Consider the following 20,155-nt stretch of genomic DNA (forward strand, 5'->3'; position numbering starts at 1 on the left):
CATCGAAAAAACCGAAATTCCCTTTAAAAAAGCAAGATTCTGCGCTTGATTTTTGTCTGGGCCTTGACAGGTCGGGCAAGAGCGTACCATAGCCTCGCGCCAAGTATGACGTCAGCCCAGAGCAGGGCAGGCAATTCGCTTTCTTCCAAAGCCGATGGTCCACACCTTATGAAAGAGGCAGGCCCGCGCACGTTTCAACGGAGGCGTTTCCAAATGACCATAGCATTCACTTTTCCCGGCCAGGGCAGCCAGAGCGTTGGAATGGGCAAGGTTCTCGCTGAAACCTTCCCCGAAGCAAAGGCCGTCTTTGATGAAGTGGATGACGCGTTGGGACAAAAGCTGTCCGATGTCATGTGGAACGGACCTGACGATACTCTGACTTTGACCGCGAACGCTCAGCCGGCGTTGATGGCTGTCAGTCTTGCAACAATGAGGGTGCTTGAAGCCAGGGGCCTCGACTTGAAGTCGAGCGTTGCCTTTGTCGCAGGTCATTCCCTTGGCGAATATTCCGCGCTTGCGGCAGCCGGAAGTCTCGATATTGCCACCACCGCCCGATTGTTGCGGGTACGCGGAGACGCGATGCAGAATGCCGTTCCGGTGGGCGTTGGTGCAATGGCGGCTTTGCTGGGACTGGATTTCGATGTTGCGGTGGAAGTAGCTCAGGAGGCCTCCCAGGGTGAAGTCTGTCAGGCGGCGAACGACAATGCGCCGGGACAGGTCGTTGTCTCAGGTCATCTTGCAGCCGTAGAGCGCGCTGTCGAGATAGCAAAGGCCAAAGGCGCTCGTCGGGCAATCATGTTGCCGGTCAGTGCCCCGTTCCATTGTTCCTTGATGGCGCCGGCTGCAGACGCCATGTCCGATGCACTCGCGAATGCTGAAATCAACGTTCCGGTGGTTCCGCTGGTCGCCAATGTTCTTGCTGAACCGATCACGGACCCTACCGAGATCCGCTCCAGACTGGTCGAGCAGGTGACCGGTACGGTTCGCTGGCGCGAGAGTATTCTGTGGCTTGCTGGCCAAGGTGTCGATACTTTTGTAGAAGTCGGGACCGGCAAGGTCCTGTCGGGCATGGTCAGACGCATTCACAAGGAATCCACGGGTTTGTCCGTGAACACGACGGAAGACATTGACGCGCTGATGGCAAAGATCGGCGGATAGGAACGGTTCTGCCGGCAACGGTCACATTCTGGTACGCAATACGATGAGGGAAGGACCTTAGATGTTCAGCTTGGAAGGCAAAAACGCGCTCGTCACCGGCGCGACCGGTGGTATAGGCGAGGCAATCGCCCGGGTGTTGCATGCCCAGGGAGCATCGGTTTCCCTGTCAGGCACACGTGCCGAAAAGCTGGATGCCCTTGCGGCGGACCTTGGCGAACGCGCGTTCGTGACACCTGCAAACTTGTCCGATCGTGATGCGGTCGACGCCTTGTTGCCGTTGGCTGAAGAGAAAATGGGTTCTGTAGACATTCTCGTCAACAATGCCGGAATTACCCGTGACAATATCTTCATGCGCATGAAGGACGAAGAGTGGGACCAGGTTCTGGAGGTCAATCTGAGCTCCGGTTTCCGCCTTTGCCGTGCTGCAATCAGGGGCATGATGAAACGTCGTGCCGGCCGTATCATCGGCATCACATCGGTTGTCGGTGTGACCGGCAATCCGGGGCAGGTCAACTATGCTGCCGCAAAGGCGGGAATGATCGGAATGTACAAGTCTCTGGCACGCGAGGTGGCCAGCAGAAACATCACCGTCAATACGGTTGCGCCCGGATTTATCGAAACAGCGATGACCGATGCGCTGAACGACAAGCAAAAAGAATCAATTCTGACGAGCGTTCCGGCAGGCCGTCTGGGCACGTCGGCGGAGATTGCCTCTGCCGCGCTTTATCTTGCCAGCGACGAGGCGGCATACATCACTGGCCAGACGCTGCATGTGAACGGTGGCATGGCCATGATTTAAAAGAGAGTTTTGCCAAACTGGCAAAAAGAATCCGGACCGCTTTGAAGCGGCCGGGACTGGCTGGTAATGGTCAACAAAGTGTGTTACCTACCCGCCGATTGTTACGAATTGCGTTGTCGAGTCTGGTGAACTGGTCCGATGATGCTGAGACATCTTCAAGCCGTGAGTTGGCGCCGACGTTTTTTGAAAACCGGTCCGGTACAATATCGCGAGCGACGAATAGACGAAAAACAAGGAAGTGAAAGATGAGCGATATCGCGGATCGGGTAAAGAAAATCGTTGTTGAGCACCTGGGTGTAGACGCGGAGAAGGTTGTGGAAGGCGCAAGCTTCATCGATGACCTGGGCGCAGACAGCCTCGACACCGTTGAGCTGGTCATGGCATTTGAAGAAGAGTTCGGCGTTGAGATTCCCGACACCGCTGCGGAAACGATCCTGACCGTCGGCGACGCTGTCAAGTTTCTGGAAGCCAACAAGTAAGGGGCAACCCTGCTTGAGTTCTGAATGACGACCGGGCCGGCGGGGAAAGCTCCGCCAGGCCCTTCCAACGTAAGTGCGGGTTAATGAGGCGAGTTGTCGTAACTGGGTTGGGCATGGTGTCGCCGCTTGGCGGTAACGTCGATGCCACTTGGAAAAAGATCCTCGAAGGAAAGAGCGGGGCCAACAAGGTCACGAATTTCAAGGTTGACGATCTGGCCTGCCAGATTGCCTGCCAGATTCCGCGTGATCCGGGCGAGGACGGCGCGTTCGATCCCAATGACTGGATGGACGTCAAGGAACAGCGCAAGGTTGATGACTTTATCGTCTACGCCATGGCCGCGGCCGATCAGGCAATGGCCGATTCCGGTTTCAAGGCGGAAACGTACGAACAGCAGGCACGCTCCGGTGTTCTGATCGGCTCCGGCATTGGCGGATTGCAGGGAATTGAACAAGGGGCTCATCTCCTGGCGGAGAAGGGTCCGCGGCGGATCAGCCCGTTCTTCATTCCCGGGCGTCTTATCAACCTGGCGGGCGGTTATGTTTCCATTCGCCACGGATTGAAGGGACCGAACCACGCCGTTGTGACCGCGTGCTCCACAGGGGCGCATGCGATCGGTGATGCTTCTCGCCTGATTGCCTTCGGTGATGCGGATGTCATGGTTGCCGGCGGGGCGGAATCACCTCTCTGCCGTTTGGCAATCGCCGGATTTGCCGCATGTCGGGCCTTGTCGACCGGGTTCAACGACACCCCTGAAAGGGGCTCACGCCCCTATGATGTGGCTCGGGACGGTTTTGTCATGGGCGAGGGAGCTGGTGTGGTTGTGCTGGAAGAGTACGAGCACGCTGTTCAGCGCGGGGCCCGGATCTATGCCGAAGTCATCGGCTATGGTCTCTCCGGCGATGCCCATCACATCACGGCACCGTCATCTGATGGCGATGGCGCCTACAGGTGCATGGAAGCCGCATTGAAACGCGCAGAAATAACGCCTGGCGATATCGACTACGTCAACGCACACGGAACATCCACTCCTCTTGGAGATGAAATCGAGCTTGGTGCGGTCAGCAGGCTGGCAGGAGAGCATGCCAAGAACCTGACCATGTCGTCGACAAAGTCCTCGATTGGCCACCTGTTGGGGGCAGCGGGTGCCGTGGAAGCGATTTTCTCTGTTCTTGCGATCAGGGACGGTATGGCGCCGCCGACGATCAATCTGGACAATCCTTCGGTCCAGACCGAGATCGATCTGGTGCCGCACACGGCTAAGGCGATGAATATTGACGTCGCGTTGTCGAACTCATTTGGTTTCGGCGGCACGAATGCATCGCTCGTCTTCCGTAAAGTTGCCGCATAACCCTTTCAAGTTCTCTCAGGCCGGGCCTGATTCTCTTGCCCGGCCTGAGAATTTGATTGTGACAACTGGTCTGCTTGAGCCTGTGTCACGGTTTTGGGATCAATCTTGGAGATGTGACCCGATATGCGCATAAAGCCGAAAAGCCCGCGTGAAGCCCTGCAACCCGAGCCGGCTCCGGAACCGCCGCAACGCTCCCGGCACGTGCGCAATCCCCTTGTGATCCTGAGCAATCTGATCATTACCCTCGCGGTTTTCGGTCTGGCGGCCGTCGGTGGCGCGCTTTATTTCGGCAAGCAGAAATTCGAGGAACCAGGACCCTTGTCCGAGGAGGCAATGGTGGTGATTTCCTCCGGTTCCGGTTTGTCAGGCATTACCGACCGTCTTGCCGGCAAGGGTGTCATCAATGACAGCATGTTCGACGAATGGGTCTTCAATCTCGGTATTCGGTTTTACAAGAATGCGACGGCGTTGAAAGCCGGCGAATATGCCTTTGCGCCAGGTGTCTCCATGCACGAGATCATGACGGATCTCGTGGAAGGCAATGCCGTCACCCATTCGGTTACCGTTCCTGAAGGATGGACAACCGCGCAAATCATCGAACGTGTTCGGGCACATCCGATTCTGGAAGGTGAAATCACCGAGGTCCCTGCTGAAGGAGACCTTTTGCCTGAAACCTACACATTCGCAAGGGGAACAAGCCGCCAGGAAGTTCTCAATCAGATGAAACAGGCACAGCAACGTCTGCTCGCCGAGGTCTGGGAAAGACGTACGGATGAATTGCCGGTCAACTCACCCGAGGAACTGGTGATTCTGGCGTCCATCGTGGAAAAGGAAACTGCACTGGCCGATGAGCGTTCTCGCGTCGCAGGTGTGTTCGTCAACCGTTTGAACAAGAACATGCGGCTGCAATCCGATCCGACGATTCTCTACGGCCTTTATGGCGGCGAAGCCTGGTTGAAAGATCGGTCGGCCATCAAGCAGTCCGAGATTGACGCTAAAAACGAATACAACACCTACCAGATCGATGGGTTGCCACCGGGACCGATCGGCAATCCGGGCCGCGCCGCGATGGAAGCGGTTGCCAATCCTTCACGCACGCAGGATCTGTTTTTTGTCGCGGATGGTACGGGCGGTCATGCCTTTGCCGAAACCTATGAACAGCACCAGGAAAATGTCCGCAAATGGCGTCAGGTCGAGCGGCAGCGCCGGCAGGCTGAACAGCAACAGGACGTTGAGCCTGAGACGTCCAACTGAGTGATTTTTTTGCGCCTGACACCAAGGTCTGCAGCGCAGTAAGCCATCAAAGACTTCCGGAGGGGCACATGGCGCTTGCCAGCATGACAGGATTTGCTAGATCCCTCGGGGAAATGGGGGCGGTGCGCTGGACCTGGGAACTGAGATCGGTCAACGGCAAGTCGCTTGACCTGCGTATCCGCATACCCGCCGGTCTGGAAACACTGGAACCCCAGATCAGAGAACGGTGCAGCAAGATCCTGAGACGGGGCAATGTAACGATCGGGCTTGCCATGCAGCGGGATCAGTCGGAACAGCAGCTTCAGGTCAATGAGGCCGCTCTTGAGGCGGTTCTGTCGACCATCGACCTTCTCAAGGAGAAGGTGCCGGACCTAGCGCCACCCTCGCTCGACGGAATCCTCTCGCAAAAGGGTGTCTTTGAGCTGAAGGAACCGGAAGACGACGAGGAAACACAGGCAGCGCTGCACAAGACACTGCTGACGACGCTAGACGGCGCGTTGATTGATCTTGTCGACATGCGCCATAGCGAAGGTCAGGCGATCAATCAGGTCGTTACCGGACAGATAGACAGGATCGCCGGGTTGACACAGGCGGCAGAAGACCTTCCCGCAAGACTTCCCGAGGCGATCAAGGCACGGCTCAGAAAACAGGTGTCAGACCTGATGGACGCCTCGGAGGGCCAATTCGACCCGCAGCGTCTTCATCAGGAGGCCGTGTTCCTGGCAACCAAGGCCGACATTCGTGAAGAGCTGGACCGTCTGCATGCTCACGTTGCTGCTGCCCGGGACCTGATGGGCACCGGCGGTGCCATCGGACGACGTCTTGATTTTCTTGCCCAGGAATTCAATCGTGAAGCCAACACCTTGTGTTCAAAGTCCAATGATGTGGATCTGACAGCGATCGGACTGGACTTGAAAGCGGTTATCGATCAAATGCGCGAGCAGATACAGAACCTGGAGTAGTTCCCATGACCGAAGCACCCGCTGCAACGATTGTCAGTGCGGAAGAGGCAGAGCAGCAACGCCGGGGCCTGATGCTCGTGCTGTCATCTCCTTCAGGTGCCGGGAAATCCACGATTGCCCGTCTGCTTCTGGACAAGGAAGACAATCTGGAACTCTCCATTTCTGTCACGACACGACCGCGCCGTTCCAGCGAAGTCGACGGTGTCCACTATAAGTTTCTGGACCCGAAACGCTTCGAGCAGATGCGGGAGCATGACGAGCTTCTGGAATGGGCGGAAGTTCATGGCAATTATTATGCAACGCCGAGAGGTCCGGTGGAGGAAGCGATCGAGAGCGGCCGCGACATTCTCTTCGATATCGACATTCAGGGCACATACCAGCTCTACGACAAGATGCGCTCGGACGTGGTTTCAGTCTTCATTCTACCGCCGTCCATCGCCGAAATGAAATCGCGCCTGTTCCGACGGGCCGAAGATGCGGACGAAATCATCGCCAAGCGCATGAAGACTGCCGTCGGCGAAATGCGCCACTGGTCGGAATACGACTACGTTGTCGTAAACGACGATCTGGAACGCGCGTACGAGAATGTCCGCGCCATCTTGCGCGCTGAGCGCCTGAAACAGTTCCGTTCGCCGAAAATCGGACCGCTGATACAGGGCATGGTTGACGATCTGGAAATGGAACTGAGGGATAAAGACTAGCCGGCGCGGTCCGATTGAACTCAGGGGCCGCCTGTCACCACGATGCGGTCCGTCAACTCGTACCGGGACTTATAGATCCCCACGATCCTGCGTTTGACTTCAGACAGTTTGGGACGAAGTTTCAGTCTCTCGTGAAAACTCATCCAGGAAGTGTTTCGCGCAAGAGGACGATCTGAAAGGCGGATCAGATTCTCATGTTCTCCGATCCAGTCCGGTAGCACGCCCATGGCACGGCCTGACATGAGAATTTTCAGAAGGGCGACCGAACTGTTCACGGCGAAGCCGCATTCGTTGCCAGCCAGAATTTCACTCAGAACCTGTGCGGACTTCAGGCGGGCCCTGCTTCCGCAGTAACCGGCCCAGACCTGCTTGTCCCAGCTATCGGCGTTTACTGCATCGGGATGCGACCGCAGATAACTTTCGGACGCGTATGCGTAGAAACTTCTTTCTCCAAGTTTCTGGGTTATCAGATGCGAGCGTTTGGGAACCTGATTTCCGATCGCAATGTCCGCGGAATTCATGCCGAGATCCCAAAAGGCATCATCTGCATACAATTCCAGCCTTACCCCGTCGATACCCGCAACAATTGCCTCCATTTTCCCGGACAGGAAATGAAGACCCCATTCGCCAAGCGTAATTCTGAAGACCTGAAGCGGCGCAGCCGATTTTTCAAAATCGACTGCCCGTTTGAAATCGGCTGCCCCGCGTGCCATTGCCTGGGCTTCGGTTACCAGCCGTTTTCCTTCTTCGGTTAGTTCATAGCCCGTCTGGCGCCTGTCAAACAGCCGCAAGCCCAATTGATCTTCTAGACGCGAAATCTGTCGTCCGATTGTTGGTTGCGAGACCAACAGCACCTGTGCGGCTGCGCTAAGGCTGCCTTGCTCCGCGACAGCGAGAAAGATGCGAATGGAATTCCAGTCCATATTTTTCATTAATGAATAATATCATGCAATAACATTCAGATACAAATAGAAGTTGAGCAGACATTCTCCCGACGATGAAACAGGAGGATGTAGTGCTGTTTTTTTGGCTCAAGAAATTCAAACGGCGGCGAAAAACCGTCATTCCGGCCGCTCTTTATCTGTCGCGCGACCCATCATGCTGGCCGTCCTGGCTTGTGCGGGACCTGGCGTTGGATGAACGATCCGAAAAAACGGAAGAGGCCAGCCGTCTTCGCTGCAATGGCAGAAGTGCGAGCGATCCGAAACCTAGCTGTTTTCCGTTTTGCTGATCATGTTTGCAAGCGACACAAATCCTGCAATATCAATCTCTTCGGCTCGTGCCGTTGGCTTCAGTCCCGCCTGGACGATCAGCTCTTCCGCGTCGCGAGAGAGAGACTTGAGACTGGCACGCAGCATCTTTCGGCGTTGGCCGAATGCAGCCGCTGTTACTTGTTCCAGCGATTTCAGGTTACAGGGCAGGGGACTGTCATTGGGTGTCAGGTGAACAACCGCCGATGTGACCTTCGGAGGCGGCGTGAATGCCTTGGGACTGATATCGAACAGGATCCCGCCTTTGCAGCGCCATCCCGCCAGAACGCCCAGCCGGCCATAGGCTTTCGATCCCGGCTCTGCAATGATCCGTTCGCCGACTTCCTTCTGGAACATCAGCGTCAACGAAGACCAGAACGGAGGCCAGTCCGGCGTCGTGATCCAGTTCAGCAACAGCTGCGTTCCGACATTGTAGGGGAGGTTCGCCGCAATCCTGACCTTGTCACCGCCTGTCAGTGTGACTGGGTCCAGTTTGAGCGCATCTCCTTCGACCACGTCCAGTCGGCCGGGATAGTGGCTCGAGATTTCAGAAAGAGCAGGCAGGCAACGGCTGTCCTTTTCAATCGCCACCACTTTTTTGGCACCGGCTGCAAGCAACGCGCGAGTAAGACCACCTGGTCCCGGGCCAACTTCCAGAACCGTGCAGTCCGTCAGATCTCCCGCAGAGCGTGCAATACGGGATGTGAGGTTCAGATCCAGAAGAAAGTTCTGGCCGAGTGATTTTTTCGCATTGAGGCCATGCGCAGCAATTACATCGCGCAGAGGAGGCAGGTCATCGATCTGTGCCATGGTTTTTACCGTCAGAACATATCCGGATTTGCAAGCACGTGTGCCATGCGCAGGGCCGCTGCAAAACTATCAACCCGGGCCGTTCCGGATCCGGCGAGCGAATAGGCCGTACCGTGGTCCGGTGACGTTCTCACGAACGGTAACCCCAGAGTGACATTGACGCTGTCATCAAACCCGATCGTCTTGGCCGGAACGAGAACCTGATCGTGATACATGCCGAGCGCGCAGTCATAATTCTGGCGAGCTGGCGGATGAAACAGGGTATCGGCGGGATGGGGACCCGAAGCCTCGATGCCGATTTCCTTTAGTCTGGCGATTGCCGGCGCAATGATGTCGAGATCTTCCGTGCCCATGGTCCCGCCTTCACCGGCATGCGGATTGAGGCCACAGACCGCAAGCCTTGGTTGGGAATACCCAAAGCGATTCCTGAGGTCACTCGCGATGATCTCAGCGGTTTCGACGATGAGATCTTCCGTCAGTGCCAAGGGCACGTCCTTGATCGGAATGTGAATGGTGACCGGAACGACCATCAGGTCGGGACCTGCTATCATCATGACGGGCCGTGCACGCTCGCCAGGCCAGTGCCTTGAGGCGAGCTCGCCTAAAAATTCCGTATGACCTGGAAAGGAAAAGCCGGTCCTGTAAAGTGCGGCTTTGTTGATCGGGTTGGTGACGACGCCGGTCGCGAGTCCATCGCGCACATCTTCAACGCATCGTTCTATGGACGCAACGACTGTTGATGCCGTTTCTTCCTGTTCGATCCCGGGACAGTCTGACAGGGTGTCGCCTGTCTGAACAATCGGAAGTCCCTTGTTAAAAGCTTCCGGAGCATCTTCGGCGGCACAGGAACTGATCTGCGGTTTCAAGCCGATTGTCCGTGCCCGTTCGATGAACAGCGATCGGTCGCCACGCACATAGAACGGCGGCAGTCCAAGCGATTTACGTTTGGTCCAGGCAAGAAGGGCGAGTTCGGGGCCGATTCCGGCCGGTTCACCCATACTGACGGCAATCGGCTTGTGACGAGTTTTCATTCAGCTTAGCGATAGATGATCGTCGCGCGGCGCCGGACATCCATGAGATACTTTCTGGATTGGCTCTCGCCTTCCTTGGCGCGTAGCTCGTTTTCCAGTTCGGCGCGCACCGCGATATCGGAGGCAATTTCCCGCTTGCCGCAAATGGCAATCATCTCATAACCCACAGGCGTGGCCGATGGCTTGGTCAGTTTGCCCGGGCCGAGAGAATTGATTTCCTCCCGCATTTCTGCAGGCAACTCGGTCTCAAGGCGGCGTCCGATGGGCTGAACAACGACTTCGCTGTATTGACCCAGAACGCTTCCGACTTCTTCACAACTGCTGAATGCAGCACGGATCTTGTTGCTTTCCTGCTTGCGCTTCGACTTGAAGCCGCCGGAGGAATTTTTCGGGACAACAACGATTACACGCTTGAGGTCGTATTCAACCGATTTTTGCCTGTCTGCTTCATCCTTCTTCTGGAGAGCAGCGATAATATCCGACTCATCGACTTCAATCTTGCCGCTGAACCGACGTCTCAGAAGCTGGTTCCAGGCCAGTTGAGCCTTCAGGCGCGCCTTCAGGGTTTCCGGCTTGACCCCACCGCTTCGCAGAGCCTTGGAAAGCTGGGACGGTGACATCTTGACGTTGCGCGCAATGTTGTTGAATGCGTTGTCGATCTCGGAGGAACCAACTTCGATCCCCATTCTTTCCGCTTCCGCAAGCTTCACCTGATCATCGATCAGCTCCTGTTCCGCCTGGCGCTTCGCTATGGAGGCGGATTTTCGCTGAGTAAGCGTGATCAACCTGGCGCGCTGACTGATATCGTAGTCGGTGATCGGAGTATCATTCACGATCACCTTGATGGCAGCGTAAGCCGGGGTGACGATCGGCATGGCCAATGCCAGAAAAAGGCCCATAATTACCGGGACAAAACGGAGTCGCATTGCTCAACCATCCGTGCAGGCCTGAAGCCAAACCGAAGTTAATGTTATTGTGGTCTGCTTTCTCGCATATCACAGTCACAAATTCAAAATATTACCGGCATGATGCCTGAATTCATGGCGGCAAAATGTCTGAGTGAAAACAATACGCACATAATATCGTGATCCCTGAGCGAATTTCCTGTTGCCTGGGGTCACTTTAGTTCAGGGCGCCACTTGAAACCTGGGTGTTGCCGATCGTTCTCAGCCCGATGCGGAAATAGAGCGTCCGGTTGACGGAGTCGCCGTCATTCCGGCTTCGGTCTTCAGCGTAGGAGACTGAAAGCGAGAAACCTTCGTCATCATAACCGATCCCGACACCGTCCTGCACGATGTTGGCATTTTCAATATCGTAGCGCATCGAGCCAAAAACGCGCCAGTTTTCCTGAAGCCGCAGGCTCGCAGACCCCAAAATCTCCTCGCGGGGATTGTCGATACCGACATCCGGTTGTTCACCGAGAAACGCGTAGGCAAGGGAAGACACGACAGGTCCGTAGATCGCGCTGGCCTGCGCCTGCAGGCGGTTGACGGAAAAGTCGTCTTTGTCGAAGCGCGCCTGTGCGCCCAATTTTACGCCGTATTGGGTGTCCAGATAGAGGCTGCCCACATAATCCGAAAGATCGGACGCAAGACCGGAATCGGCTGTTGCCCCGAGAATGTCGGGATTTGCGTAGGAGTTTTCACCCGCAAGCTGGTAAGAGCGGCCAAAAAGGCCACTCAGGTAGTAGCCGCTGTTGAGTTGAAGTTTGTAGTTCAGGCCGAGATTCAGGCGTGTGCCGCCCTCGGCCCGATCGAAGCCGGAAAACTTGTCGTAATCGAACAGCGTGGTCGTGTCGAAGACAATGCTTTGTGCATCATCATTCGGAAGCTCGCCTATCCGTTGTTCGTTGGGGCGCACGACAACCTGTGCAATCGGTTCGAACACCTGGTTGCCGCCGTCGAAGGCAGCAATGATCGGATAGCGGTACTCGAGACCAACCGCGGGCATGGCCCGTCCGACAAAGCTCTCACCTGCAAGCGCGGTAACATCTGCATCCGGCGACGCCAGGAAGAAAAGGTCTCCGCGCATATAGGCAAAGGGTGTAAATGTCTGACCGAGCGGATCTATGAAAGTTCGGCGCCAATCACCTTGCAGTGACAGACGGGAAAAGGTTCCGTCAACGCCGCGGAACTTGGCGGTTGTTCCCCCGTCGATCGAAAACGCGTCGGTTTCATCCCGTGTCAGGGATGTGAAATTCGCGGCGAGGGAAAGTTCACCTGCCAGGACAGGGTCGGCGAATACGTAGTCGTAGTCGATGACAGGAAGGACAAGTGGCTGTTTGTCCTGCAGCGAACTGCCGACTGGCGAGAACCCGAGCGCGTCGAATTCGCTGTCCTCGTAATCTTCCTGACTGATCTGGAAGGCATAGGCCCTGACCGACAGCAGGTTGCGCTCATTTCTGCCTTCGAAAAAGACTTCGGACGGATCACCACCCGAAAAGCTGGCCATCGAGTAGTCCTGGAAGAACTGACGGTCACTTTTGTAGGTAACATTCCAGCCGAGCGTCCAGTCCTTGCTCAACGAAAATGAGGCCGTGGAATTGACCGCGCCGCGCCAGCGTTCATCGGCCCGCGACGTGGTGAACTGACCCGGTTGCGCCTGGAAAAGACCCGCGGCAGAAAAACTGACCTGTCCAGCTTCAAACCTGTGCCTGTATTGAACGTCGCCGAACAGGCCCTGTTTGGTCAGCGGCGTGAGTGTCGTCGTCAGGTCGTAGTGCGGACTAAGCGCCCAATAATAAGGAACCGTAACTCCGTAGCCGAGCTTGTCGTTCACAATACCGCTCGGGATCAGGAAACCTGACTTGCGCTTGATGGTCGGGTCCGGCATGGAAAGATACGGCAGATACGCAATGGGCTTTCCATAGACTTCGAATGCAGCATTCTCGAACCGGATAATTTTTTCCTGCTGCTTGTGAATGATCTTTTCGGCTCGAACGCGCCAGAGAGGCGGCTTGTCGGGCGGATTGGTCGGCTTGGTGTAAACGGTATAGACGCCGTTTTCGATCGAGGTGACGTTGTCTCCCTCACGTCGCGCCTTTTCCGCCAGAAAACGTGTGCGTTTCGTCGTGTCGATCTGCAGGGCTCTTGCAAATCCTTCGGCAAAATCTTCAGAAAGCGTCAATTCGGAGGTGCGAACGACATTTCCGTTCGACTCGATGAATATAACATTGCCCTTTGCCGTCAGCTGTCCGCTCTTTCGGTCGAAGACAATCTGATGGGCCTGAACCGTATTGCCGTCATAATAGACCTGCACGCTGCCGGTCGCCAGAATGACGTCATTGTCGAAATCGTATGTAACTTCACTGGATTCGAGCAGCAATTCCTTGTTCGGGTCTACTTCGCCGGCCAGCCCGCTTGTCAGATCTTGCGCATTCGCGCCGGGGATGACGTCCTGCAACAGGGAGACGGCTATGGCGAGCGTACTTGCCGCCGCCAGCAGGCTGCCCCTTTTGGCCCACATCTCTGTCTTCAGGAAAACCGGTAAAGACATCGGCCTTATCCGTCCTCCTGATGCAAGAGAATAGTCAAACCCATAAGTACTCCAAATATTCCAGGCGCCCATGCTGCTACCAAGGGGGGGACGATACCCGCGCCCCCGAAATCCTTGGCCAACTCGGTGAGAACGTAAAGCACGAACCCGGACAGGATTCCACCCAGAATCATACTTCCCAATCCACCAAACCGTGAAACTTTAAGGGAAACTGCGGCTGCAATCAAAATCATGGCGACCAAAAGAAGCGGCCGTGCCAACAAAGTCTGGTACTGCAAATTATACCTATATGCGGGTAACCCTGCGTTTCTTGCCAGTTCAATAAAGCGCGGCAGGTTCCAGAACGAGATGGACTCCGGCGAACCGATGCTCTCGCGTACTTCGGTTGCCGTTAAAAATGTGCTGACCTGATATTGTCCATAAGGCTGTGGATCTTGCTCGGTCGTATAGACGATAGCGTCATTGAGATACCAGATTTCATCTCCGAGCCGAGCTTCGTCTGCCTCGATACGCTCTCGGAACGTGCCATCCTTGTCGAAGGTAAAAACCGTAACGCCGAGAAGTCGTGTTCCACCGTCAAGCAACTGCCGGGCAAGAAGCACCGACTCACCGTCGAGACCATCCTGCCTGACCCACACCTCATTGCTGTTCTGCAGCAAAAATGTCTGGTCCGAACCGAAAAGGCCGGTCGCGACCTCGTCGGACTTCTTCTGGAACCAGACTGCCGCCGGATTGTAGACTGTTACGGATAATATCCCGAGGCAGATGCCAACCAGGATCGCCGGCAGGGAAAATTGCCAAACCGAAATTCCGGAGGCTCTGGCAACCACGAGTTCAAGAGCACGGCTAAGTGTAACAAAAGCCGCGATAGCACCGAAAAGGACGGTGAAAGGAATGACCTGCTCGAGAAGCAAGGGCACGCGCAGCGCGGAGATGAGTGCGACCCGCAAAACGGAAAATCCCTCGCGGTCGCCACCCCTGCGAACCAGTTCCAGAACGTCAAACAGGAAAATGAGGACAGCCGCAAAAAGAAACAGTCCCAGTATGGCCTTGAGGAACCGGTTAGAGAAATAAATCGACAGGGTTCTTCCGAGGATCATGAGGCTCCCCCGGTTTGCCGGTTGTTCAGCCGATTGCCGATTGCCTCGATGCGATCCTGTACAGTGTGCTGCAGATTGCTCAGCCATCTGGGCTGCGAACGCTGTTCCTTGAATATCGATATGAGCGCCAGAACGGATCCTGCAATCGGCACGGCATAAAGCAGACCCAGCAGTGCCGTCGGCCCGCCGGAAATCGCCGTCACGCCAAACCCGGACGTACGCAGGATCACACAGCAGGCAATCGCACCCACGATGGCGGCACCGCGCCCCTGTCTGGTGGTTCTTGCCTTGCCCAGAAAAGCGAAAACAATCAGTCCAAATGCGATCGCATAGAGAGGTTGACTGAAACGCTCGTGTAGTTCCTGCGTCAGTTTGTCGGAATTTTTCAGGGCATACGCGTCGTTTTTGCCCGGAGCGAACAGATTGGCCGTGGTGCGTTCGCTTGCCTTGAAGACCGGTTCTCCGGCTTCAGGTATCAGATTGGACAGATCAAACGCATAGGACTGAAAACGGACAATGGATATGTCGCCTTCCTGCTTCGGACGTCTCTGGATCGTTCCGTTGTTCATCACGAGCAAAGTGCGATCAGCCGCTTCGACAATCTGTCCTGTATCCGCCTGGTAGGTGAAGGCGGTTTCTACGTCGCGTGTGTCGTGGAGCAAAAGGCCGTCGAGCGTGCCGTTGCCGGTCCGGTTTCTGATATGAAACGTCAGACCGCCCTCGACCGAGATGAATTTGCCGGGTTTCACGATGTTGGCAACAAGATCGGCCCTGACCCGGGTGATTTCAGTGCGCAGCTGTGCCAGCCCGCCCGGGGCGATGTAAAGCGACAGACTGCCGATCAACAGCATGACGGCAAATGAAAACAGCAATACGGGTTTGAGAACGAGAAATCTCGAGCCACCGCTTGCATCGATGACAATCAGTTCACTATCACCGGAAAGAGCGTTTAGAACGAGGATGAGCGCAAGCATCAGCGCGAAAGGCGCGACAATCATGATAAGAAACGGCAAGGCGAGCATCGTGATGCCGATGAACTGGACAATCGTTTGCCCTTTGGAAGTCACCAGATCCAGCTGCCGCAAAGCTTGTGTCGCCCATACAACACCGGTCATTGCCGCAATCGTGAGCGTGAATGCGTACAGTGTCCGGCGCATTATGTAGCGTTCAAGCGTTTTCATGTCTGGCCGGACCAGGTCCCTTGTTTTTTCGGTGAAAATTCCGCTCAGCCACCGAATAACACGGAATGTGGTGAACGCCGCATAAATAAGAATGGTTAATATACATTAATTTTGCTGGCTCTTGCCGAAAAGGTGTGCAAACCCCATGATTTGCGGACAAATCAGGCTTCTTTGAGAGTGGGCGATCTGGTGCGCCGGCAGTCAAGGATCAATCAGCAATTTCAACAAGGACCGACGAATGACCAAGCTTGCAAAAATTTCCTTTTCCAAGGCTGACGCTCCGAAGAAGGGAGTAGCCGTTGTACTGGTTGCCGATGGGCTCGGCCTCGGGGCAATCTCAGGAGAGGTGGTTGCCGGCCTGGAGGGCGGCCTTGAGCGGGTCGCTGGTATCGCGGGTTTTTCGGGAAAGAAAAAAACAAGCCTGGACCTTGTCGCCCCCGCAGGCCTTGGTCTCGATCGCCTGATCGCATTCGGCATCGGCAAGGCCGAAGACCTGACCGACGCAGACTGGCGGTCTTTCGGTGGCGCCGTATTCGCGGAGTTGCAGAAAGTGAAGGCAGAGACCGTCGAGGTTCTCCTTGAGGCGCCGCAGGGAGTGGATATCCCTGCCGGTGCGGTGGCCGAATTCGCTATGGGCGCAAAACTGCGGGCGTATGCATTTGATGCCTACAAAACCAGAAAGAAGGACGAGACGGGCAGCAAGGATCTCAAGCTCACGTTGAAAGTCACAGATCCGAAGTCGGCGAGAAAGTACTGGGGTGTGTCGCAGGCCGTTGCCGATGGTGTCGTTCTGGCGCGGGATCTGGTCAATGAACCGGCAAATGTTCTCGGTCCTGTAGAGTTTGCCAGGAAAGCCTCCGATCTGGAAAAGCTCGGCGTTGAAGTTGAAATCCTCGGCGAAAAGGAAATGAAAAAGCTGAAGATGGCGGCACTGCTTGGCGTTGCTCAAGGCTCCGTTCGTCCGCCGCGGCTGGCCGTCATGCGCTGGAACGGTGGCAAGAAAGCCGATGCTCCGGTTGCGTTCGTCGGCAAGGGTGTAGTCTTTGATACCGGTGGCATTTCAATCAAGCCGGCTGGGGGCATGGAAGAGATGAAGGGTGACATGGGCGGTGCCGCCGCGGTCATCGGGGCAATGCATGCAGTTGCCGCTCGCAAGGCGAAAGCAAATGTCATCGGTGTAATAGGGCTGGTGGAGAACATGCCGGATGGAAACGCCCAGCGTCCCGGCGACATCGTCGCCGCAATGTCCGGAACCACGATTGAAATTCTGAATACGGATGCCGAGGGGCGTCTCGTTCTGGCGGATGCACTCTGGTACACCCAGGAGAAGTTCAAGCCTGCAATCATGATCGACCTTGCAACGCTGACAGGGGCGGTCCTAGTCGCGCTCGGCAATCTCAATGCAGGTCTGTTTTCCAACAATGACGACTTGGCCGACAAGCTGCTTGCATCTGCAAAGGCAAGTGGTGAACCGCTGTGGCGGCTTCCCTTGTCAAAGGACTACGACAAGATCATCGACACACCAAATGCCGATGTGAAGAATACCGGCGGCCGCTGGGCCGGCTCGATTACGGCAGCGCAATTTCTTCAGCGCTTCGCCAATGACGTTCCCTGGGCACATCTGGACATCGCCGGCACCGCGTTTGGTGCCCCGAAGGACGATATCTGCCAAAGCTGGGCGTCGGGATACGGGGTGCGGCTGCTCAACCAACTGGTCGCAGATCACTACGAAAACTGAGCAGCCTCGTCATGAAAGCAAAAGAAAAACCCGCCGGAAAGGCGGGTTTTTCAAGACTATCCGGCTTGCTCAACAGGTTTTGTATGTCTGACAAGCGGTTGCCGGTTCGACCAGCATTCCCATTCCAAGCGTGGCGCCTGCAACAACGGCTACCAATGCACAAAACACAACAACACGTGCAATCATTCACTAATCCCCTTATTGGCCGGTTCGGGACCACCGCACACCGGCCACCCAGAAATGATCCTTGGATCGTCCCCGGGAACAAACCCTAGTCAATCGACATTTGCGAAGGGTTAATGATACGAGTCTTGTGACCTGTCTATGTCGCAATTGCGATGAAACGGATTTGTGTGAGACGCTGTTGCACGAGCGCATCACTCGGGAGGTCCATATCGACACTTGCCGCGATCAAACCGATACGCGTGCAACATGCGCCGGAGTGGAAAATGAGCGTGGAAGTGATGTTCTACCATCTGCTGCACAAGCCGCTCGAAGCGGCCTTGCCGCAACTTCTGCTCAAATGCCTTGAACGTGACTGGAAGGTGGTTATTCAGACCGGAAGCGAGGAGCGCTGCAATGCACTCGATGCGCATCTTTGGACCTTTGCCGACGACAGTTTTCTTCCCCACGGAACCAAAACGGACGGTTTTGCGGAACAACAACCTATTTATCTGACGTCGGAACAGGACAATCCAAACGCTGCCGAGGTGCGCTTTCTGGTGGACAGGGCCGATCCGCCATCTCTGAAGGATTACAAACGGGCGATCTACATATTTGACGGCAACGACCAGACAGCGCTCGAGGAAGCGCGCAGGCGTTGGAAAGAGGCGAAATCCGAAGGGTTTGAGATCGCCTATTGGCAACAGACGCAAGTTGGCGGCTGGGAGAAAAAGGCTTGAAGCCAGGGGAGACGGGTGTGAAGAAACTGAAGATGTCGTCAGCCGAAATGGTGACACGGGCAAAGGAACGGATCGAGGAGATCGGGACGGAAGAGGGCATCAGGCTGTTTGAGGACCCTGACGTTGTCTTCGTCGATATCCGCGACGTCCGCGAGCGTCAGAAACTGGGGTTTATTCCGGGGAGCATCCATTGCCCGAGGGGTATGCTCGAATTCTGGGTTGATCCGGAAAGTCCCTATTTCAAGGATGTATTTGCCGAAGACAAGAAGTTCGTCTTCCATTGCGCTTCCGGCTGGCGCTCGGCCTTGAGCGTGTCGACCCTCAACGACATGGGGTTTGAGGCCGCTCACCTGAAAGACGGATTCAACGATTGGGCAAAGCAGGGCGGGCCGGTGGAACAGTCGCCCTAAGTTCCTATTGGCGGGTTTCAGTTGGCGAGTGTCGGGCGAAGATCGTTTTCGTCTGGAAGAAGATCCGGATCCAAGCTTGCATTTTCCCCCGGGGTTGCTTCGGGTTTGGAGAATTCTTCCTCATCCTCCGAGGCGTCCCGGATTTCTTCTATCTTTCCATCCAGAACCGACTTCGCCCAATCGACCATTTCGTCATCAACAGCGTCGGCCCGATTGTCGTTGATCATTTCCGACAGTGCCTCCCTAAGTGCCTCATCCGAGACACTCTCCTGCAACTCAGCTACACTATCTTCGGCATCGCTGAACGTTGCCTCTGCTTTTGCGAATTGTTCAAACTCCGGACTTCCAAGGAAATCGCTCAGATTATCGATCTCTTCTTGCAGTGCTGCAACTTCCTCTTCGTTCGGGAAGCTGCCATCCGGGTTGGTGGAGGCTTGCAGTTCCGCAACCTCGTCTTCCAGCGATTTTATTTGCTCCGCGATCCGATCCGATATTTCGTCAGATGAAAGATCTTCGAAATCATCAGGCAGTTCGTTTCCTTCCAGAACGTCTGCCAGCCGGTCGCGTGCCTTAGTAAATTCATCGGCAAGACCTTTGAGAGCTTCGGTTGCCTCGCGAAATTCAATCGAAGAACCGATGAATTCCTTGACCGAGGCAAGATGAGGGTCATTGGAGTTCAGGAAGGCCCTGTAATTCCTTTTGAGAGAATTCAAGCGCCCCAGTCTGGCATTGAGATTTTTCTCCTTCAGGCTGGGTCTCCGTGCGGGTATTGTGGCAACACTGCCAAGACTCGCACGCTCGGCCTTTGAAAGACGAAAGTTGGAGTTGGAGGATCCGCGCCGACTAAATTTTTTGTTTCCGTTCCCTGCATTGTTTCCAAAAACGTTGCCGAAGAACCCCTTAAAGCCGTTTGAATTGTCCTTGTTCTTTCTGGCATGGGTTTTGTTCTTGCGGTTGTTGAATATTTCGAACCCGCCATTCCCGCCCGCACGATTAGCGTTACCCGACTTCTTTGAGTTGCCGCCATGCCCGTTCCCGTTCCCGTTCCCGTTTCCACCACCGTTGCCGTTGCCGTTCCCGTTCCCGTTACCATTTCCATTCCCGTTTTTCGCGTAAGCCTCGCCGTTCGTTTCCAGGAAAGGAATGAGCTCAGGGGTTACGACGGGTGCCAGCACAAGAGTTCCGGCACAAATCAGGACGAGAAGGGAATTCTTCCGGGACATAAATTCGACCTTCCGCATTTCGCTATTCAGGAAATTGCAAGCGCAAACGAACGTTTTTTTCTTCGCAGCGGTATTAATACTGGGATCCAATTCCGAATGAATTATGCGCGTGCTGTGGAGAATTTGAAATAATTTTGAGTGACACGGGTTTTGTTTTTTTATTTTAACCGTCTAGTCGCACCCGTTGATTTTTCGCGAAAGCAAGCGTTGGTTGAGTGTGCGAGCCGGCCGCTTCCATGGGTTTTAGATACATCAGTTTGGTCACGAATACTTTGGTTTCAAGCTTGGGAGAGAGTTGGTCATGAGACCATGG

General features: G+C 55.4%; 18 protein-coding genes. 10 read left to right on the forward strand and 8 right to left on the reverse strand.

The window, feature by feature from the left end; genetic code table 11:
* Positions 1 to 213: 213 nt before the first annotated feature.
* From fabD to gmk, 7 genes are all read left to right on the forward strand, one after another.
* A complete protein-coding gene (gene fabD / locus ACO6TI_RS17805) occupies positions 214 to 1,158 on the forward strand; it encodes an ACP S-malonyltransferase (RefSeq protein WP_422383000.1) in 945 nt (314 codons plus the stop codon).
* Positions 1,159 to 1,219: 61 nt separating this feature from the next.
* Positions 1,220 to 1,957 carry a 3-oxoacyl-[acyl-carrier-protein] reductase gene (gene fabG, locus ACO6TI_RS17810; protein ID WP_422383001.1) on the forward strand — a complete coding sequence of 246 codons (738 nt, stop codon included), beginning with the start codon at positions 1,220 to 1,222 and terminating at the stop codon, positions 1,955 to 1,957.
* A gap of 245 nt (positions 1,958 to 2,202) precedes the next feature.
* On the forward strand, positions 2,203 to 2,436 hold the full coding sequence (locus ACO6TI_RS17815) for an acyl carrier protein (RefSeq protein WP_008194310.1): 234 nt from the start codon (positions 2,203 to 2,205) through the stop codon (positions 2,434 to 2,436).
* 83 nt (positions 2,437 to 2,519) lie between these two features.
* Positions 2,520 to 3,785, forward strand: coding sequence for a beta-ketoacyl-ACP synthase II (gene fabF, locus ACO6TI_RS17820; RefSeq protein WP_082442821.1), 1,266 nt, complete (start codon positions 2,520 to 2,522; stop codon positions 3,783 to 3,785).
* A 123-nt stretch (positions 3,786 to 3,908) separates the two neighbouring features.
* Positions 3,909 to 5,039 (forward strand): endolytic transglycosylase MltG, encoded by a 1,131-nt coding sequence (gene mltG, locus ACO6TI_RS17825; protein WP_055118598.1) that lies wholly within the window; start codon positions 3,909 to 3,911, stop codon positions 5,037 to 5,039.
* 68 nt (positions 5,040 to 5,107) lie between these two features.
* Positions 5,108 to 6,001, forward strand: coding sequence for a YicC/YloC family endoribonuclease (locus ACO6TI_RS17830; protein ID WP_422383002.1), 894 nt, complete (start codon positions 5,108 to 5,110; stop codon positions 5,999 to 6,001).
* A gap of 5 nt (positions 6,002 to 6,006) precedes the next feature.
* Positions 6,007 to 6,702 (forward strand): guanylate kinase, encoded by a 696-nt coding sequence (gmk, locus tag ACO6TI_RS17835; protein ID WP_055118594.1) that lies wholly within the window; start codon positions 6,007 to 6,009, stop codon positions 6,700 to 6,702.
* Positions 6,703 to 6,722: 20 nt separating this feature from the next.
* Here the strand turns inward: gmk and ACO6TI_RS17840 are convergent, their stop codons facing one another.
* From ACO6TI_RS17840 to lptF, 7 genes are all read right to left on the reverse strand, one after another.
* A complete protein-coding gene (locus ACO6TI_RS17840) occupies positions 6,723 to 7,634 on the reverse strand; it encodes a LysR family transcriptional regulator (RefSeq protein ID WP_422383003.1) in 912 nt (303 codons plus the stop codon).
* 276 nt (positions 7,635 to 7,910) lie between these two features.
* The gene (rsmA, locus tag ACO6TI_RS17845) at positions 7,911 to 8,762 is read right to left on the reverse strand and encodes a 16S rRNA (adenine(1518)-N(6)/adenine(1519)-N(6))-dimethyltransferase RsmA (RefSeq protein WP_196879459.1); all 852 of its coding nucleotides are present in this window, start codon (positions 8,760 to 8,762) and stop codon (positions 7,911 to 7,913) included.
* An 11-nt stretch (positions 8,763 to 8,773) separates the two neighbouring features.
* Entirely contained in the window at positions 8,774 to 9,793 is a 1,020-nt protein-coding gene (pdxA, locus tag ACO6TI_RS17850; protein ID WP_104705126.1) for a 4-hydroxythreonine-4-phosphate dehydrogenase PdxA, read from the reverse strand.
* Positions 9,794 to 9,798: 5 nt separating this feature from the next.
* Positions 9,799 to 10,719 (reverse strand): SurA N-terminal domain-containing protein, encoded by a 921-nt coding sequence (locus ACO6TI_RS17855; RefSeq protein ID WP_104705127.1) that lies wholly within the window; start codon positions 10,717 to 10,719, stop codon positions 9,799 to 9,801.
* Positions 10,720 to 10,915: 196 nt separating this feature from the next.
* Positions 10,916 to 13,288 carry an LPS-assembly protein LptD gene (locus tag ACO6TI_RS17860; RefSeq protein ID WP_055118581.1) on the reverse strand — a complete coding sequence of 791 codons (2,373 nt, stop codon included), beginning with the start codon at positions 13,286 to 13,288 and terminating at the stop codon, positions 10,916 to 10,918.
* Between the two features lie 5 nt (positions 13,289 to 13,293).
* Positions 13,294 to 14,388 carry an LPS export ABC transporter permease LptG gene (lptG, locus tag ACO6TI_RS17865; protein ID WP_422383004.1) on the reverse strand — a complete coding sequence of 365 codons (1,095 nt, stop codon included), beginning with the start codon at positions 14,386 to 14,388 and terminating at the stop codon, positions 13,294 to 13,296.
* Positions 14,385 to 15,569, reverse strand: a complete 1,185-nt coding sequence (gene lptF / locus ACO6TI_RS17870; protein ID WP_108872687.1) for an LPS export ABC transporter permease LptF — start codon at positions 15,567 to 15,569, stop codon at positions 14,385 to 14,387. The genes lptG and lptF overlap by 4 nt, the downstream gene beginning before the upstream one ends.
* Positions 15,570 to 15,807: 238 nt before the next feature.
* Here lptF and ACO6TI_RS17875 point away from each other — a divergent pair, with 238 nt between their 5' ends.
* From ACO6TI_RS17875 to ACO6TI_RS17885, 3 genes are all read left to right on the forward strand, one after another.
* A complete protein-coding gene (locus ACO6TI_RS17875) occupies positions 15,808 to 17,307 on the forward strand; it encodes a leucyl aminopeptidase (protein ID WP_422383005.1) in 1,500 nt (499 codons plus the stop codon).
* 449 nt (positions 17,308 to 17,756) lie between these two features.
* Entirely contained in the window at positions 17,757 to 18,209 is a 453-nt protein-coding gene (locus ACO6TI_RS17880; protein WP_422383006.1) for a DNA polymerase III subunit chi, read from the forward strand.
* Between the two features lie 32 nt (positions 18,210 to 18,241).
* Entirely contained in the window at positions 18,242 to 18,619 is a 378-nt protein-coding gene (locus ACO6TI_RS17885) for a rhodanese-like domain-containing protein (protein WP_082442851.1), read from the forward strand.
* A gap of 17 nt (positions 18,620 to 18,636) precedes the next feature.
* Here the strand turns inward: ACO6TI_RS17885 and ACO6TI_RS17890 are convergent, their stop codons facing one another.
* On the reverse strand, positions 18,637 to 19,842 hold the full coding sequence (locus ACO6TI_RS17890) for a hypothetical protein (RefSeq protein ID WP_422383007.1): 1,206 nt from the start codon (positions 19,840 to 19,842) through the stop codon (positions 18,637 to 18,639).
* Positions 19,843 to 20,155: the final 313 nt, after the last annotated feature.

Source organism: Roseibium album, from assembly GCF_965233825.1.
In the GTDB taxonomy this organism is placed as follows: Bacteria; Pseudomonadota; Alphaproteobacteria; order Rhizobiales; family Stappiaceae; genus Roseibium; species Roseibium album.